The organism is Sinomonas sp. P10A9 (assembly GCF_041022165.1).
GTDB classification, from domain to species: Bacteria; Actinomycetota; Actinomycetes; order Actinomycetales; family Micrococcaceae; genus Sinomonas; species Sinomonas puerhi.
In genome coordinates this window covers 3,348,375-3,363,774 of record NZ_CP163302.1, presented here as the reverse complement: position 1 = coordinate 3,363,774, position 15,400 = coordinate 3,348,375, and the positions used below count along the sequence as shown (strand labels likewise).

Here is a 15,400-nt window from a genome sequence, read left to right as displayed (position 1 = left end):
CACGCCTCGGGGCGTCGTATGGTGAACTAGGGACTTGCGCGGCGCCCCGCCGCGCCCCTGTGATCCAGCGTCGAGGCCTGCCCGGGGCGGGGTTGGCTGAGGTGAATGTGCAGTTTGGCGAGGAGTACCGTGGCCACGAAGGCTAAAACCGGCAAGAAGCTCGTGATTGTGGAGTCGCCGGCCAAGAGCAAGACGATCGCCCAGTACCTGGGCGAGGGCTTCGAGGTCGATGCGTCGATGGGCCACATCCGCGACCTCCCTCAGCCCTCCGACCTGCCTGCGGAGCTCAAGAAGACCTCTGTGGGCAAGTTCGCCGTCGACATCGACAACGGCTTCGAGCCTTACTACGTCGTCTCCCCGGACAAGAAGAAGAAGGTCGCCGAGCTCAAGGCGAAGCTCAAGGACGCCGACGAGCTCTACCTCGCCACTGACGGTGACCGCGAAGGCGAGGCCATCGCGTGGCACCTGCTCGAGGTGCTCAAGCCCAAGGTGCCCGTGCACCGCCTGACGTTCCCCGAGATCACCAAGGAGGCCATCCAGCGCGCGATGGCCGAGCTGCGTGACGTCGACGAGTCGCTCGTGGATGCGCAGGAAACCCGCCGAGTCCTCGACCGCCTCTACGGCTATGAGATCTCCCCAGTGCTGTGGCGCAAGGTGGCTGGCGGCCTCTCGGCCGGCCGTGTGCAGTCCGTCGCGACGCGCCTCGTGGTCGAGCGCGAGCGGGAGCGCATGGCGTTCCGCGCCGCGGACTACTGGGATCTCGTTGCGACGGTCGCCCCGGCCGCCGAGGACGGCGCACACGATGACGCTCGCCAGAGCTTCCAGGCCCGCCTCGCGTCGGTGGACGGGAAGAAGGTGGCTACCGGCCGCGACTTCAACGACCGCGGCCAGCTCACGGCGAAGAACGCGGAGCTGCTGACCGAGGCCACGGCCACGGCGCTTGCGAATGGACTCGAGGGCGCGGCGTTTGCCGTCCGCTCGGTCGAGGAGAAGCCGTACACGCGCCGCCCCGCGGCCCCGTTCACCACGTCGACGCTGCAGCAGGAGGCCGCCCGCAAGCTGCGGTTCTCGGCGCGCGTGACCATGCAGGTTGCCCAGCGCCTGTACGAGAACGGCTACATCACCTACATGCGTACCGACTCCACCGCGCTCTCAGACCAGGCCGTCACGGCCGCGCGGCGGCAGGCCTCGGAGCTCTACGGGTCCGAGTACATCCCGTCCCGCCCCCGTGTGTACGCGTCCAAGTCCAAGAACGCGCAGGAAGCCCACGAGGCCATCCGCCCCGCCGGCGACTCGTTCCGCACCCCGGCACAGGTGGCGAAGGAACTCTCGGGCGACGCGTTCCGGCTCTACGAGCTCATCTGGAAGCGGACCGTCGCGTCCCAGATGGAGGACGCGAAGGGTTCGACGGCGACCGTCCGACTCGGGGCCATCGCTGTCTCGGGCGACGCCGCCGGCAGGGACGCGGAGTTTGCCGCCTCCGGCACGGTCATCACCTTCCGCGGCTTCCTCGCTGCATACGAGGAGGGCCGCGACGAGGTTCGTGAAGACACTGAGAACGGTACAGGCGGCACGAAGGGCGGGTCCGCGGCCGGCGACGGCGGGCGCCTGCCCCTGCTGGCCAAGGGCCAGTCGCTCGAGGCCCTCGAGATCTCCTCGAACGGGCACCAGACGTCACCGCCTCCGCGCTACACCGAAGCCTCGCTCGTCAAGACGCTCGAAGAGCGGGGGATCGGCCGCCCGTCGACGTACGCGGCGACCATCTCCACGATCATGGACCGCGGCTACGTCCGGGCACGGGGCACGGCGCTCGTGCCGAGCTGGATCGCGTTCTCCGTGGTGCGCCTCCTCGAGGAGTACTTCGGCAACTACGTCGACTACGACTTCACCGCAGCGATGGAGGAGGACCTCGACCGGATCGCTGCGGGACAGGCTGCGGGCTCCGACTGGCTGAGCCACTTCTACTTCGGCGACGGGACGACCCCCGGCCTCACAACGATCGTCAACGGCCTCGGCGAGATCGATGCCCGTGAGGTGAACTCGGTGGAGATCGCGCCGGGGATCGTGCTGCGCGTGGGCAAGTACGGCCCCTACCTCGAGAAGCCCCTTCCCGCAGACGCGCCGGAGGGCACCGCCCCCGAGCGCGCCAACGTGCCCGAGGACCTCGCTCCTGACGAGCTGACCGCCGAGAAGGCGCTCGAGCTCATGGAGAGCTCGGGGCCCGAGGAACAGGTCTTGGGCCAGGACCCGCACACGGGCCACACGATCGTGGCCAAGAACGGCCGCTACGGCGCCTACGTCACGGAGGTCATTCCCGAGCTGACGCCCGAGCAGATCGCGGCGCAGCCGGTTGAGTACTACAAGAACGGCAAGCCCAAGCCGCCGAAGAAGCCCGTCAAGGTCAAGCCCCGCACGGGATCGCTCTTCAAGTCGATGAGTCTGGACACGGTCACGCTCGAGCAGGCGCTCCAGCTGCTCACGCTTCCCCGCAGGCTCGGCGAGGACGCGGAGGGCAATGCGATCACGGCCCAGAACGGTCGCTTCGGCCCGTACTTGAAGAAGGGCACGGACTCCCGGTCCATCGGGAGTGAGGAGGAGATCTTCACGATCACCCTCGAACAGGCCCTCGAGATCTACTCGCAGCCCAAGACCCGTGGCGGGCGCACCGCAGCGGCGCCTCTCGCAGAATTCGGCGAGGACCCGACGTCGAACAAGCCGATCGTGGTCAAGGAGGGCCGCTTCGGCCCATACATCACGGACGGCGTCACCAACATCACCGTGCCGCGGGCCACCGCGATCGAGGAACTCACGCGCGAGCAGGCCATCGAGCTCCTGGCCGAGAAGCGGGCCAAGGGGCCCGTGAAGAAGCCTGTCCGGCGTACCGGCGGCCGCACGACGGCGGGCGCGAAGTGACGGCCGCCGACAGCGGGCGCGGCATGAGCTCCGACCACGTGTCAGCGAGCAGCAGCGGCGACCACGCGGCAGCCTCCGGCGAGGGTGTCCGGGCGGCCAACGGGGCGGTGCCCCTGCACCTCGACCCGGCACCCCTGACCGAGCTCGAGGAATCCCTCGCGGCGGCCAGCGAGTCGGGGACGGAGGACGACGGCCAGCAGTCGATCCTCGTGTTCCTCAACAGCCTTGTGTGCCTCCTGGTGCCCGAGCCGGTGCCGGGGGAGACCCACTACGTGGAGCCCCTCGTGCTGAACAACGGCGAGGGGAAGCCCGTGGTCGCGGCCTTCACCCACCGGCAGCGGATCCGGCCGGACTTCCTCGATCACGCTCCGACCATCGTCGAGACGCAGGGAGCCATGCTCCTGCAGAATCTCGGGACGGAGCTCGGCCTCGTCCTCAACCCTGGGAGCGCCTACGGATTCGAGCTGAGCACCGAGCACATTGCCGCCGTGCTGCGGGACTTCCGCCCGGCGGATTCCGGCGAGCTGGCGCCGGAGGAGACAGTGCCCGCCGAGCACCCGGACCTGCAGTCCGGGCAGGCCGGGGAATAATAGGCTCATGCGTCTAGGCGTCCTCGACATCGGTTCGAACACCGTGCACCTGCTGCTGGTGGACGCCCATCCCGGCGCGCAGCCCGTGGCCTACGCTTCGCACAAGCGCCCGCTTTCGCTCGTGAAGTTCCTCGAGCGGGACGGCAGCATCAGCGAGCGCGGCCAGACCGAGCTCATCGACTTCGTCAAGGAGGCCTGGGCGTTCGCGGGACGCCACAACGCCGAGGACCTCCTCGCGTTCTGCACGTCCGCGATCCGCGAGGCAGCGAACGGAGAGGCGGTCCTCGACCGCGTGCAGCGCGAGGCCAACGTGACCCTCCAGGAGCTCACGGGCCCAGAAGAGGCCACGATGACGTTCTTCGCAGTGCGCCGCTGGTACGGCTGGGGTGCGGGCACCATCCTCGATCTCGACATCGGCGGCGGATCCTTCGAGATGGCCATGGGGCACGACTCCCTCCCCGCCCTAGCGACGTCGGTGCCACTCGGTGCCCAGCGCCTCACCCGCGACTGGCTCCCGCAGGACCCGCCGACCGCCAAGAGCATCAAGGACCTGCGGAAGTACATCCGCGATACCCTCCGGCCCGCGGTCAAGGGCTTTGAGAAGCTCGGCAGGCCCAACCTCGTCACGGGGACGTCCAAGACATTCCGTTCGCTCGCCCGCATCGCCGGCGCCGCGCCGTCGGCCGCGGGACCTTACGTGCGGCGCGTCCTCTTGAGGACCGATCTGGGCCTGTGGGCCCAGCGGATGTCGGCGATGGCGGCCTCGGACCGCGTGCATCTTCCGGGTGTCTCGGAGGCACGCGCACGGCAGCTGCTCGCGGGCGCGCTCGCCGCCGAGGCCGCGATGGAGCTGTTCGACGTCGACGAGCTCGAGATCTGCCCGTGGGCCCTGCGCGAGGGGCTCATCCTCCGGCGGCTCGACCAGCTCGTCTTCGAGGGGCCCCTCGAGCCGCCGGCCCACATCGGGCCGATCCAGAGCGAGCGGCTCCGCGCCGAGCGCACACATCCCGCGAGGGCAAGGGTATGAACCGGATGCGGATGAACCGGATATGACCAGCGTCGACAGCTCCGAAATGGAGACAGCCATCGAAACCTCTGTGCCTTCGGGCTCCACCGACCCCAATGACCGGATCCCCGTCGCGCTCTCGAGCGCATCCGTCTACCCCCTGAGCGTCCACGACGCATTCGCCGTCGCCGCCGACCTCGGCTACGACGGGGTGGAGGTCATGGTGACGAACAACTCGACGAGCCAGAAGGCCGACGAGCTCATCCACCTGGCCCTGCGCTACGACCAGCCGATCGTCTCCATCCACGCCCCGACGCTCCTGCTGACCCAGCAGGTGTGGGGCTCTGCATGGAACAAGATCAGCCAGTCCTGCAAGATGGCGGTCGAGGTGGGCTGTGACACGGTGGTGGTGCATCCGCCGTTCCGTTGGCAGGGCAACTATGCGGAGACGTTCGCCCATGGGGTGCGGGATCTCTCCAACGCGTTCGGCGTCCGGATCGCCGTCGAGAACATGTACCCGTGGCGCGTCCGCGGGCGCGAGACGCTCGCCTACCTCCCGCACTGGGATCCCGTGGGACAGGGTTACACGGACGTGACGTGGGACTTCTCCCACGCAGCCACCGCCCGCGAGGACAGCCTCGCGGCCATCAAGGCGCTCGGGAGCACTCTCAGGCACGTTCACCTCACCGACGGCTCCGGCCGCACCTTCCGGGACGAGCACCTGCTCCCCGGGCAGGGGACCCAGCGCGTCGCCGATTGCCTCGCGCATCTGGCGCAGAGCGAGTTCGACGGCGTCATCGTCGCGGAGATCAGCACCCGCAAGGCCAAGGTTGCCGGAGAGCGGGAGCGGATGCTGGCCGAGACGCTCGCGTTCGCGCGGACCCATCTGGGCCAGCGTGCGCGGCTCGATGCCGGAGGCGGCATCTAGGTTCGCCATCTGGGTAGAGGCGGGCGGGTACAGGCGGGAGCCCCTCGCGCGGACCCGGGGCGTCGCGCTTGCGCGCCCTCATGCCAGGAGCGGATCCCTGTGCCCCGAGCGGATCCGCGTGCCCCGAGTGGATTCTGCGGCTGGTGCCACCCCGCTGCGCCCTGGAAACCTGACGTTAAATGAGTTCGGCACTGGCAGTTCGGGGAAGGTTAGGGGACCATGCATCCGAACTGCCAGTGCCTGGCGGTCAGTCTTGGGGGGAGACTGACCGCCCCATCACTCGCACCCTGTGAGGTAGTCCCTACTGTAGGGACTGACTTTGGGAGAACCCCGGGTCCAGCATGGGAAAAGGCTGGGAATGCCGAACTGTCGGCATCGACTGGCAGGATGGGGTCATGAGCAACCTGATCGCATTCCTCGGTACGGGCTCCATGAACGGGGCCATCATGGGCGGCCTGCTCGCAGCGGGGTACCCCAAGACGGACATCATCGCGACCGTCCGCCGCAGGGAGAGCGCCTCCGAGCTCGCCGAGCGCTATGGGGTGACCGTGATCGCGTCGGAAGAGGAGAGCGATTCCAACGCCCAGGCGGCCCGTGGCGCATCGGTCGTGATCATCGGCGTGAAGCCCGTGGGGGTAGCGGCCGTAGCACGCGAGATCGCGCCCGTCCTCGCGCCCGGCGCCGTTGTGGTGAGCGTCGCGGCTGCCGTGTCGGTGGAGCAGCTCGAACGTGACCTCCCCGACGGCCAGCCGGTGATCCGCACCATGCCGAACACGCCCGCGCGGCTCGGCAAGGGCGTGGTGGCCCTGTCCGCGGGGACGCACGCCACGCGGGAGCACGTCGAGAAGGTCGTGAAGCTCTTCTCAGGGCTCGGCCTCGTGGTCGAGGTTCCCGAGGCCCAGATCGCCGCAGCGAGTGCCATCAGCGGCTCCGGGCCCGCGTACGCGTTCTACCTGGCCGAGGCGATGGCCAAGGCCGGCGAGGCACTCGGGCTCGACGCCGGGCTCGCCCTGCGTCTGGCCCGCGAGACCGTGGTTGGCGCCGGGTACATGCTCGACGAGCCGGGCGCCGACCCGGCCGCGCTCCGCAGGGCTGTCACAAGCCCAAGGGGGACCACCGAGCAGGCCATTCGCGTTTTCGACGAGCGGGGGCTCCCGGGAATCATCGCCGACGGCGCGCGTGCGGCGCTCGCCCGGTCCGAGGAGATCACCCGTGAGCTCGACGCCGCCCGAGAGCAGGCCTGATCGCGCGGCTCACAGTTGGGCGCCTCGCGCCTGACGCGACTGGCGCGCGACGGCGAGCGGTCGCCGTCGCGCGTATCCCGCCGCCCGCTCGGGGTGCGTTGGGGCCGCGGCCGAGAGGAGGCTTGCGTCAGAGGAGGTCGTGCTCGACCGCGAAGAGCGTCGCAGCAGCGCGGGAAGAGACACCGACTTTGGCGTAGATGTGCCGCACGTGGTGGTCGGCGGTGCTCGGAGAGATGATCAGGGCTGAGGCGATCTCCTTCTTGGTGGCACCGTGGCAGAGGTGCCGCAGCACCTCGACTTCGCGATCCGTGAGCCCTGCAGGTGCGGCAGTGCGAGCACGCCGCCCATGCAGGCCTGCAGCCGCGAGGACCGCGTCCACCGCATCGGGGTCGAGCTTGCCAGGGGCCTCCCGCGCAAGGGCGTCCGCGGCCTGCGCTACGGTGCGCGTGTGCCCTGCCGCGGGCACGAGCAGCTCCCGGAACGCATCGGCTGCGGCGAGGACCCGCGCGGCCCAGGGAAGCTCCGAGGCGCTCGCGCCCCGGTAGTAGCCTGAGCCGTCGAGCCGCTCGTGGTGCATTCCCGCGAGCCGGGCCAGCGGGGCTGTTGCGGGTGTGCGGGCCAGGATGCGCTCGCTGTAGTACGGGTGGAGGCGCAGCCGCTCATCGTTGGCGGGGGACGTGCGTCCCCCTGAGGGCACCGCGACGCGCCCGATGTCCTGGACAAGCGCCGTCTGGCGCACGGTCTCGGCGCTGTCGGGGACGGCGAACGCCGCGAGGGCGGCCACGTCCCGCGAGAACCCGGCGCGCGCCGGTTCCTTCAGATCGGAGAAGTCCCCGAACACTGCGAGGACCTCCTCGAGCCGCTCTGCGGGGACTTCCGCGCGCGGGCTGGGTTCGCGGCGCAGCGCCTCGTCCCACGGCATCTCGGCCCGCGCGGCATCCAGGAGCCCGTCGAGGTTCCGCACTGCCAGAGCGGCGAGCGCAGGGTCGAGTGAGTGGCCCGCGCGGCCCCGCAGAGCAGTGCGGACGGCGTCGGGCCCCTGCAGCCGGGCGATCACCTCGACGTTGCGGGCGAGAATGACGATTCGAGCCGCGGGCGGGATGGCCTCACCCGAGAGCCCGTTCGGGAAGCCGTGCCCGTCCCACATCTCGAACGCCGCCCCGAGCGCGGCCCGCGTGCCGTCCGGGAGCCCGAGCCGGACCGCGAGCATCTCCGCGGCCTCGCAGTGTGCCCGCACGCCCTCGCGCAGCCGGGCCGCTCCGTGCGCGAGGAATCCCGCCGCGGCTGCGACGCGCGCGGGCGCCCCTCGGCCGGCCGCGAGGGAGGGCAGCACAGCTCCGAGGAACTCCCGCGGCGGGGCGCCGAGGACTGGCGCGATGGCCGCGCGGAGCGCAATGTCGTCTCCCCCGGCGAGGTCCGCGGTCTCGTGGGCATCCGCCGTGCAGCCAAGGAAGCGCAGGAGCGCGGTGTAGTAGACCTCAGGCAGCGTGTCCCGCTCCACGCCCGCCGCCTCCGCGAGCTCGAGGGCCGTGAGGCACGTCCGCAGGCACTGCTCGAGCGGTTGGCCCATGCCGAGGTCTGTAGCGAGGGAGATGGCCGCGATGAACTCCGCGAGCCGAAGCGGGCGCGTCATGGGTTGATCATGGACCCCAGATTGCGGCTCGACCAGAGGCAAGCCTCGTGTCCGGCCCGTGTCCGGCTGGCCTCCGGCCACGCGGGGGTGCCTGCCGCATGGACGAGATAGCGCGATCACGCGATGTCGCTCCACTCCCCGGTGCGGGATTCTTGGGTCATGAACACGTCCCCCGCCCACCGCGCGATTCTCCTCCCGGGCAGCGTCCTGCCTGCCACGCCCGCCTACGGGGCGCTCATCTCGTCTCTGCACGACAGGCTGGGCGAATCCGTCCACGCGGTATCCAAGGATCTCGAGGTGTATGCCAGCCCCACGCCGCCACCTGACTATTCCCTCGACACGGAAGCGGCCGGCGTCGCGCGCATGGCGGACGCGCTCGGGTGGGAGACGTTCCACCTCGTGGGGTATTCGGGCGGTGGAGCCTCTGTCCTCGCGTTCGCGGCAAAGCACCCCGAGCGGCTCGAATCGCTGGCGCTCCTCGAGCCCGCGTGGGCCGGGAACTGGGGCTGGAGTCCGGCGCACCGGGCCCTGTGGGAGCAGTACCAGGAGCTCGAGGGCCTTGAGCCCGACGAGTTCATGGCCCGGTTCGTCCGGCTCGGCGTCCGCCCTGGCGTGACCGCCGGCCTGCCCGTTCCGGGCGGGGAGCAGCCTCCGTGGATGGCGCTGCGACCGGCAGGCATCCGCGCGTTCCTGACGACCTTCGCGACCTACGACCTCGATCGGGATGTACTCACGCGCTTCGACAAGCCCGTCTACTTCGCCCTCGGCGCCCTGTCCAACCCGGACGACTACGGTGAGATCGCGGACCGACTCTCCGGGGTGTTCCCCCGGTTCCGCCTGGAAGTGTTCCCCGGTCGGCACCACTTCGACCCGCCGCACCGCACCGAGCCGGACCACGTCGCGGCCTCACTCGCCAGACTCTGGGCAGGCTGTCCGCGCGCCTCCGGGATGACCGAACCAACACTGACAGGAGAAGAACCATGACCGAGACCCAGTGCAAGACGGTGCCCTCGGCGGACGGGACCCCGATCGCGGTGTGGATCACAGGATCCGGACCGACCCTCCTCGCGATCCACGGGGCGGCGTGCGACCACACAGCGTGGGACCGGATGATTCCGCTGCTTGCGCCTCACATGACGGTCGCAGCCCTCGACCGGCGCGGACGCCCCGCGAGCGGGGACGCCGAGGCGTACGACACCAAGCGCGAGGTGGAGGACGCCGTCGCGGTCGCCGCCGCGCTCCCGGGCCCAGTACATGTGTACGGCCATTCGTTTGGAGGACTCGTCGCCGTCCATGCTGCGCCCCGAATCCCGAACCTTGGCAGTCTCACACTCTATGAGGGCAGCACCGCTCCCTCTGGAGTGGAGATCATCCCCCGTGCGTTCATCGACGAGCTCGACCGGCTAGTCACCTCGGGCCTGCCGGAAGAGGCACTCGACCTCTTCCTGCCCGCGGCAGCCCGGATGGAACCTGCGCAGATTGAAGCCCTCAAGTCGCAGTCCATCTGGCACGCGATGCTCCGTTCGGCGTACACGATCCCGCGTGAACTGCGCGCGGTCAACGAGCACGCTGCCGACCCGTTGGAGACCGATAGAGTTGCCGCGCCGGTACTGATCGTGGTCGGCGAAGCCACCGAACCGCAGCGCCGCTCATGGTATGAGTCCGTTGCCGCGAGGTTCGCGGACGCTCGCATCGCAGTCTTGGCGGGCCAAGGCCACGCGGCAAACATGACCGCCCCCGACCTCCTGGCCAGCGCCCTCCTCGAATTCCTCGACCGCGCAGCGGTGCAGTCCGCGTCGTGAGAGGGCGAGAGGCGCACGACGGCGAGCCCTCGCCGTCGTGCGCCCCTAACCTCCGCTGCAGGCGCCCCAGAGCAGGGCGCCTCAGATGGTGCGCGGTGCCTTGGCGAGGTTGGCCTCGAGCTCGGCTGCGGTCTGACGTCCAGCGGCGTACGCGGGGCGGTCCCGTTCCACGCGCCAGCTGCCCGCAAGCGGCCCGACGTTGACGGTGTCGAAGCCGAACTCGTCGTAGAGCCTCGTCACGAGCTCCGCGGCCTCGGGCGAATCGCTCGCGGTAGCGAGGGCACGGCGGTCGGGGGTGCCAGCGGGCGTGCCATCGGTCGTGATGTCTGTGTAGCGGATGTGGTTGAAGCCCTTGGCGACCTTGGACGTCGGAAGGTGCTCCTGGAGGAGCCCCGAGACCGTGGCCTGCCCCTCGTCGAGGACGGCAATGTGGCCGTCGCGCTCCCAGTAGTAGTTGTTCGTGTCGATGACGACCTTGCCGGCGAGCGGCTGGACCGGCACCTGCTCGAGGTTCTTGAACGGCACGGTGACGACCGCGAAGTCGCCCGCCTCGGCGGCCTCCGCTGCAACCGCAGCCTTCGCACGCGGACCGAGCTCGGCGACGAGATCAGCGAGCGTCTCCGGTCCTCGGGAGTTGCTGATCACGACGTCGTAGCCGAGCCCCACCGCCTTGCGCGCAATCTGGCTGCCGATGTGTCCTGCTCCGATGATTCCGATCGTTGTCATGTCTGCGCCAACCCATCGCCCGGGGTGGCGTATTCCCGCCGGGGGGCCACCCGCCGTGGGGTGCGACATACCGTAGTCCCATGCGCGCAGATCCGCACCCCGTCACGGGCCAGCCGTTCGCCTCGCCTGTTCCGCCCGGGACCGGGTGGCCCGACGACCCCGCAACGGCCCAGACTCCGGTCGCGCGCACCGCGCACGACGTCGCGCGGCTCGCCTCCTCGGCGGGCTCGGTCCAGGACGTGGACGCGATGAGTTCGGTGTGCCGCGCGTGCCCGCGCCTCGTCGAATGGCGGGAATCGGTCGCAATCGGCGGCCGCAGGGCAGCATTCGCGGACCAGCCCTACTGGGGCCGGCCCGGGCCGTCATTCGGAGACCCGAGGGCGTCGAAGCTCATCGTGGGCCTCGCGCCCGCGGCCAACGGCACGAACCGGACGGGGCGCATGTTCACCGGCGACCGCTCCGGCGACTGGCTCTACGCCGCCCTGCACCGCACCGGCTACGCCAATCAGGCCACGTCGGTCGCCGCGGGAGACGGCATGGCACTCACCGGGATCCGCATGGTCGCCTCCGTGCGCTGCGCGCCGCCCGCGAATCGGCCGACGCCGGCCGAACTCGCCACGTGCGGGCACTGGCTCGACCGTGATCTTGCCCTCAGCGCCGCCTCGCCCCAAGGGCTCTCAGCCATCCTTGCCCTCGGCGCGGTCGGCTGGAACGCGGTCCTCGGGGCCGCCCGACGGCTTGGCTGGGGTGCGCCGCGGCCCAAGCCGGCCTTCGGGCACGGCGCAGAGGTGCTCCTGCGCCTCCCGGGCGGCGCAGAGGTTCGGCTGCGGGGCTGCTACCACGTCAGCCCGCACAACACCTCCACCGGTAGGCTCACCGAGGAGATGCTCGACGCCGCGCTGCGCCGCCTTTGAGCGCTCGCCGCCACGCGCCGTCGTGCGCGCCCCGGGCGTGACGCGTGGCCGCGCCGCGCTTCTTCTGGCCGTGCCGTGCCGTGCGTCTTCTGGCCGCACCGCGTCGCGCGAATTTTGGCTCCGCCTCGCCGTGCAGCGCGTCCTACGGCCGCGCTGCGAACCGCTCGAGCAGGTCGACGTGTCCCGAGACGATGAGCATGTCCCTGCCCGTGACCTTCGTGTTGGGCTGGGCATACGTGAAGTCCTCGCCCGGGCTCTTGACGCCCACGATGGTCACGCCGTACTTCGACCGCACACCGGACTCGGCCAGAGTGAAGCCCTGGGTCTCCTTGGGCGGGTACATCTTGACGATCGCGAAGTCGTCGTCGAACTCGATGAAGTCCAGCATGCGCCCGCTCACGAGGTGCGCGGCGCGGACGCCGGCGTCCGCCTCGGGGTAGATCACGTGGTTCGCGCCGATGCGGGCGAGGATCTTGCCGTGCGAGGGGGTGATCGCCTTGACCCACATCTGCTCGATCCCGAGGTCCACGAGGTTCGCGGTGATGAGCACCGACGATTCGATCGAGGTCCCCACGCCGACCACTGCGGACTGGAACTCCTGGGCGCCGAGCTGGCGCAGCGCGTCGATGTTCGTCGCATCCGCCTGTACCACATGCGTGAGGGTCCCGGACCATTTCTGGACGAGGTTGACGTCCCGCTCGATCGCGAGGACCTCGCGGCCCTGCTTCACGAGCTGCTCGGCGGTGGCGGCGCCGAAGCGGCCGAGCCCGATCACGAGGACGGGCGCCGAGGGGTTGGGGCGCCGGCTGGCGGCCGCCGTGCTGGTGGTGGGATTAGCCAATGATCGGCCTCTCTTCCGGGTAGTGGTACAGCTGGATGCGCTGGCGGACGGACAGTCCGGACGCGAGCGTGATCGTCCCGACGCGGCCGGCGAACATGAGCACCGTCAGGACGTACATGCCGGCCGGCGGGGACTCGGCGCTGAGGCCCGTGCTCAGTCCCACGGTCGCGAAGGCCGAGAGGACCTCGAACAGGACTCGGTCGAGCGACTGCCCCGTGATCGCCGCCATGAGGAAGCAGCCCACGAGCACGAGCGTCGCCCCGGCGACGATCACCGAGATCGCCACCCGCAGTGCACTGTGGGGGATCGTGCGCCCGTACGCCTTGACGTCTGGGTCGCCGCGCCCCTCGGCGAGGATCGCGAGGAACAGCACCGCGAGGGTAGTGACCTTGATGCCGCCCGCGGTCGAGGCCGATCCGCCTCCCACGAACATGAGTGCGTCCGTGAGGATCCGTGTGGTGCCCTCCAGGCTGTTCTGGTCAACGAGGTTGAACCCGCAGGAGCGGGTCATGATGGACGCGAACACGGAGTGGATGACCTTGTTGCCCACGTTCATCGCGCCGATCGTGCGCGGGTTGTCCCACTCCATCCAGCCCCACAGCGCGCTGCCGAGGGCCACGAGGATTGCGGAGACCTGGATCGTGAGCTTGACGTGCAGGCTCCACCTCTTCCACCGGAATCCGCCCTGCCGCAGGCCGAGGATCACGGGGAATCCGAGCGAGCCCACGAAGGCCCCGAGCGCGATCGGCACGAGAATCCAGAGATCCTGCTGGTAGGGGACGATCCCGTCTGAGTGGGGAGTGAAGCCCGCGTTGTTGAAGGATGAGATCGAGTAGAAGATCCCGTGCCACAGGGACTGCCACCAGTCCTCGCCGAGCGTCACGAATCGCGCCGTGAGGACGACGGCGAGCGAGCCCTCGATCAGGACCGACGTCATGATGACGACGCGCAGGAGCTCCCCGACCTCGCCCAGACGGCTCGTGTTGAGTCCCTCCTGGGCGATGAGCCTGCTGCGCAGGCCGAGCCGCCTGCTCACCATGAGCGTGAGCAGCGACGCGATGGTTAGCGTTCCGAGGCCGCCCACGAAGATGCCGAGCAGGATGACGAGCTGCCCGAAGAACGTCCAGTGCGCCGCCGTCGAGACGACCGTCAGGCCCGTCACACAGACCGCGGATGCGGCGGTGAACAGGGCCTCGTGGAGCGGCGTGACCCTGCCGTCAGTGGACGAGATCGGGAGCGCGAGGAGCAGGGTGAACAGGATGATGGCGACCGAGAAGGTCAGCACCGCGAGCCGTGCCGGGGACGAGGCGGCGAACCGGTCGACGACGTCGCGGAGTCCGGTGAGCGGACCGAGGCCCTCGCGCTGGGGCGCGGGCTGCCACGTCGGCTTGGTCTGGGCCATGGAAAGCGTGTCCTGTGGGTGTACTGGTCGCCCAGAGGACCCGGGCGGCGGCTTCGTGTCACAGTAAACCACCTGCGGCGCCTTGTGGCCTGCACCGCAGTGGAGGTCCGGTAGCCTAGCCCCATGTCCGAGGGCGCAGCGCAGCAGCGGGCCACCGGCCCTGTGCACAGCATCGCCGGCGGCTCCCCAAGCGCAATCCGGCGCATCGAGTACCCCACGGCCGTGGCCTGGAGCGAGTCGGTCCTGAGCTACAACTTCGGTGACCAGCACCCCATGAGCCCCGCGCGGCTCGACCTCACGGCCCGCCTGTGCGAGGCGCTCGGCCTCTTCTCGCTGCCGACCGTGACGCTTGTTGAGCCCCACGTGGCCACCGACGACGAGCTCGCGACGGTGCACACGCGCGAGTACATCGCCGCGGTCCACCGGGTGAGCGAGAACCCCGATCGGCCCGAACCGACCCAGGGCCTGGGCACCGAGGACGATCCGGCATTCGCCGGGATGCACGAAGCGAGCGCACGCCTCGTGGGCGGTTCTCTCGTGGCCGCGGAGGCGATCCTCGACGGGTCCGCCGTCCACGCCGTGAACTTTGCCGGCGGCATGCACCACGCGGCCGCCGACCGCGGCTCCGGCTTCTGCATCTACAACGACGCTGCCGCAGCCATCCAGCGGCTGCTGGACCGCGGCGTCGGCCGCGTCGTGTACATCGACACGGACGCGCACCACGGCGACGGCACCGAGCGGATCTTCTGGGACGAGCCCCGCGTTATGACCATCTCCCTCCACGAGAGCGGCCTCACCCTCTTCCCCGGGACGGGCTTCCCCACCGAGACGGGCGGGGCCGACGCGGAGGGCACGGCCGTCAACGTGGCCCTCCCCGCCGGCACGCGGGACGCGGGCTGGCTGCGGGCCTTCCACGCCGTGGTCCCGCAGCTGGTCGAGGCGTTCCGGCCCGAGGTGATCGTGAGCCAGCACGGCTGCGACGCCCACCACCTGGATCCCCTCACCAACCTCCAGGTCACGGTTGATGCACAGCGCGAGGTGGCGCTGAGCGTATCGGCGCTGGCCCGGCGCTTCTGCGAGGGGCGCTGGATTGCCACCGGCGGCGGCGGGTACGAGGTCGTGCAGGTCGTGCCACGGGCCTGGGCGCATCTCGTGGGCATCGCCGCCGGGCATCCCGTGAACCTGCAGACGCCCACTCCCCAGTCCTGGCGCGACTATGTGCGCGACGAGTACGGCAAGGATGCCCCCGCGCTCATGGGCGAGGGCGCGGACCTGTGGTGGCGGTCGTGGGAGATCGGCTTCAACCCGAACGATCCCGTGGACCGGGCCGTCATGGCCACGCGCAGGGAGGTCTTCCCCCTCCATGGGCTCGACCCGTGGTTCGACTGAGGTGGGTAGGCT

Annotated in this window: 13 protein-coding genes; 9 read left to right on the top strand and 4 right to left on the bottom strand. The window is 70.1% G+C overall.

Features of this window, described 5'->3' with window-relative positions; all coding sequences use genetic code 11:
• Positions 1-129: 129 nt before the first annotated feature.
• From topA to proC, 5 genes are all read left to right on the top strand, one after another.
• Complete coding sequence (topA, locus tag AB5L97_RS15395) at positions 130-2,913, top strand: type I DNA topoisomerase (RefSeq protein ID WP_369045311.1); 2,784 nt, start codon at positions 130-132, stop codon at positions 2,911-2,913.
• A gap of 23 nt (positions 2,914-2,936) precedes the next feature.
• Complete coding sequence (locus AB5L97_RS15390; protein ID WP_369045310.1) at positions 2,937-3,503, top strand: SseB family protein; 567 nt, start codon at positions 2,937-2,939, stop codon at positions 3,501-3,503.
• Positions 3,504-3,510: 7 nt separating this feature from the next.
• Entirely contained in the window at positions 3,511-4,530 is a 1,020-nt protein-coding gene (locus tag AB5L97_RS15385) for a Ppx/GppA phosphatase family protein (protein ID WP_307958906.1), read from the top strand.
• A gap of 46 nt (positions 4,531-4,576) precedes the next feature.
• Positions 4,577-5,437: a sugar phosphate isomerase/epimerase family protein gene (locus tag AB5L97_RS15380; protein ID WP_307958941.1), complete on the top strand. Its 861-nt coding sequence runs from the start codon at positions 4,577-4,579 to the stop codon at positions 5,435-5,437.
• A 395-nt stretch (positions 5,438-5,832) separates the two neighbouring features.
• Positions 5,833-6,681 (top strand): pyrroline-5-carboxylate reductase, encoded by an 849-nt coding sequence (gene proC / locus AB5L97_RS15375; RefSeq protein WP_307958905.1) that lies wholly within the window; start codon positions 5,833-5,835, stop codon positions 6,679-6,681.
• A 127-nt stretch (positions 6,682-6,808) separates the two neighbouring features.
• On the opposite strand, the gene AB5L97_RS15370 is transcribed toward proC, so the two are convergent.
• Positions 6,809-8,314 carry an HD domain-containing phosphohydrolase gene (locus AB5L97_RS15370; RefSeq protein ID WP_369045309.1) on the bottom strand — a complete coding sequence of 502 codons (1,506 nt, stop codon included), beginning with the start codon at positions 8,312-8,314 and terminating at the stop codon, positions 6,809-6,811.
• A 159-nt stretch (positions 8,315-8,473) separates the two neighbouring features.
• Between AB5L97_RS15370 and AB5L97_RS15365 the strand changes: the two genes are divergently transcribed.
• Together AB5L97_RS15365 and AB5L97_RS15360 are read left to right on the top strand one after the other, a co-directional pair.
• Positions 8,474-9,298, top strand: a complete 825-nt coding sequence (locus AB5L97_RS15365) for an alpha/beta fold hydrolase (RefSeq protein ID WP_307958903.1) — start codon at positions 8,474-8,476, stop codon at positions 9,296-9,298.
• The gene (locus AB5L97_RS15360) at positions 9,295-10,116 is read left to right on the top strand and encodes an alpha/beta fold hydrolase (RefSeq protein ID WP_307958902.1); all 822 of its coding nucleotides are present in this window, start codon (positions 9,295-9,297) and stop codon (positions 10,114-10,116) included. The genes AB5L97_RS15365 and AB5L97_RS15360 overlap by 4 nt, the downstream gene beginning before the upstream one ends.
• Positions 10,117-10,197: 81 nt before the next feature.
• Here AB5L97_RS15360 and AB5L97_RS15355 read toward each other — a convergent pair whose 3' ends face one another.
• Positions 10,198-10,842 (bottom strand): NADPH-dependent F420 reductase, encoded by a 645-nt coding sequence (locus AB5L97_RS15355; protein ID WP_307958901.1) that lies wholly within the window; start codon positions 10,840-10,842, stop codon positions 10,198-10,200.
• An 80-nt stretch (positions 10,843-10,922) separates the two neighbouring features.
• Between AB5L97_RS15355 and AB5L97_RS15350 the strand changes: the two genes are divergently transcribed.
• Positions 10,923-11,756, top strand: a complete 834-nt coding sequence (locus AB5L97_RS15350) for a uracil-DNA glycosylase (RefSeq protein ID WP_369045308.1) — start codon at positions 10,923-10,925, stop codon at positions 11,754-11,756.
• Positions 11,757-11,898: 142 nt separating this feature from the next.
• On the opposite strand, the gene AB5L97_RS15345 is transcribed toward AB5L97_RS15350, so the two are convergent.
• Together AB5L97_RS15345 and AB5L97_RS15340 are read right to left on the bottom strand one after the other, a co-directional pair.
• The gene (locus AB5L97_RS15345; RefSeq protein ID WP_307958899.1) at positions 11,899-12,597 is read right to left on the bottom strand and encodes a potassium channel family protein; all 699 of its coding nucleotides are present in this window, start codon (positions 12,595-12,597) and stop codon (positions 11,899-11,901) included.
• Positions 12,590-13,999, bottom strand: a complete 1,410-nt coding sequence (locus AB5L97_RS15340; protein ID WP_307958898.1) for a TrkH family potassium uptake protein — start codon at positions 13,997-13,999, stop codon at positions 12,590-12,592. Before AB5L97_RS15340 ends, AB5L97_RS15345 begins: the two co-directional genes overlap by 8 nt.
• A gap of 162 nt (positions 14,000-14,161) precedes the next feature.
• Between AB5L97_RS15340 and AB5L97_RS15335 the strand changes: the two genes are divergently transcribed.
• Entirely contained in the window at positions 14,162-15,388 is a 1,227-nt protein-coding gene (locus AB5L97_RS15335; protein WP_369047459.1) for an acetoin utilization protein AcuC, read from the top strand.
• Positions 15,389-15,400 lie beyond the last annotated feature (12 nt).

Coding starts and splice junctions, on each gene's coding strand:
- AB5L97_RS15390 (WP_369045310.1), top strand. CDS start 2,937: ATGAGCTCCGACCACGTGTCAGCGAGCAGCAGCGGCGACCACGCGGCA.
- AB5L97_RS15385 (WP_307958906.1), top strand. CDS start 3,511: ATGCGTCTAGGCGTCCTCGACATCGGTTCGAACACCGTGCACCTGCTG.
- AB5L97_RS15380 (WP_307958941.1), top strand. CDS start 4,577: ATGGAGACAGCCATCGAAACCTCTGTGCCTTCGGGCTCCACCGACCCC.
- proC (WP_307958905.1), top strand. CDS start 5,833: ATGAGCAACCTGATCGCATTCCTCGGTACGGGCTCCATGAACGGGGCC.
- AB5L97_RS15370 (WP_369045309.1), bottom strand. CDS start 8,314: ATGACGCGCCCGCTTCGGCTCGCGGAGTTCATCGCGGCCATCTCCCTC.
- AB5L97_RS15365 (WP_307958903.1), top strand. CDS start 8,474: ATGAACACGTCCCCCGCCCACCGCGCGATTCTCCTCCCGGGCAGCGTC.
- AB5L97_RS15360 (WP_307958902.1), top strand. CDS start 9,295: ATGACCGAGACCCAGTGCAAGACGGTGCCCTCGGCGGACGGGACCCCG.
- AB5L97_RS15355 (WP_307958901.1), bottom strand. CDS start 10,842: ATGACAACGATCGGAATCATCGGAGCAGGACACATCGGCAGCCAGATT.
- AB5L97_RS15350 (WP_369045308.1), top strand. CDS start 10,923: ATGCGCGCAGATCCGCACCCCGTCACGGGCCAGCCGTTCGCCTCGCCT.
- AB5L97_RS15340 (WP_307958898.1), bottom strand. CDS start 13,999: ATGGCCCAGACCAAGCCGACGTGGCAGCCCGCGCCCCAGCGCGAGGGC.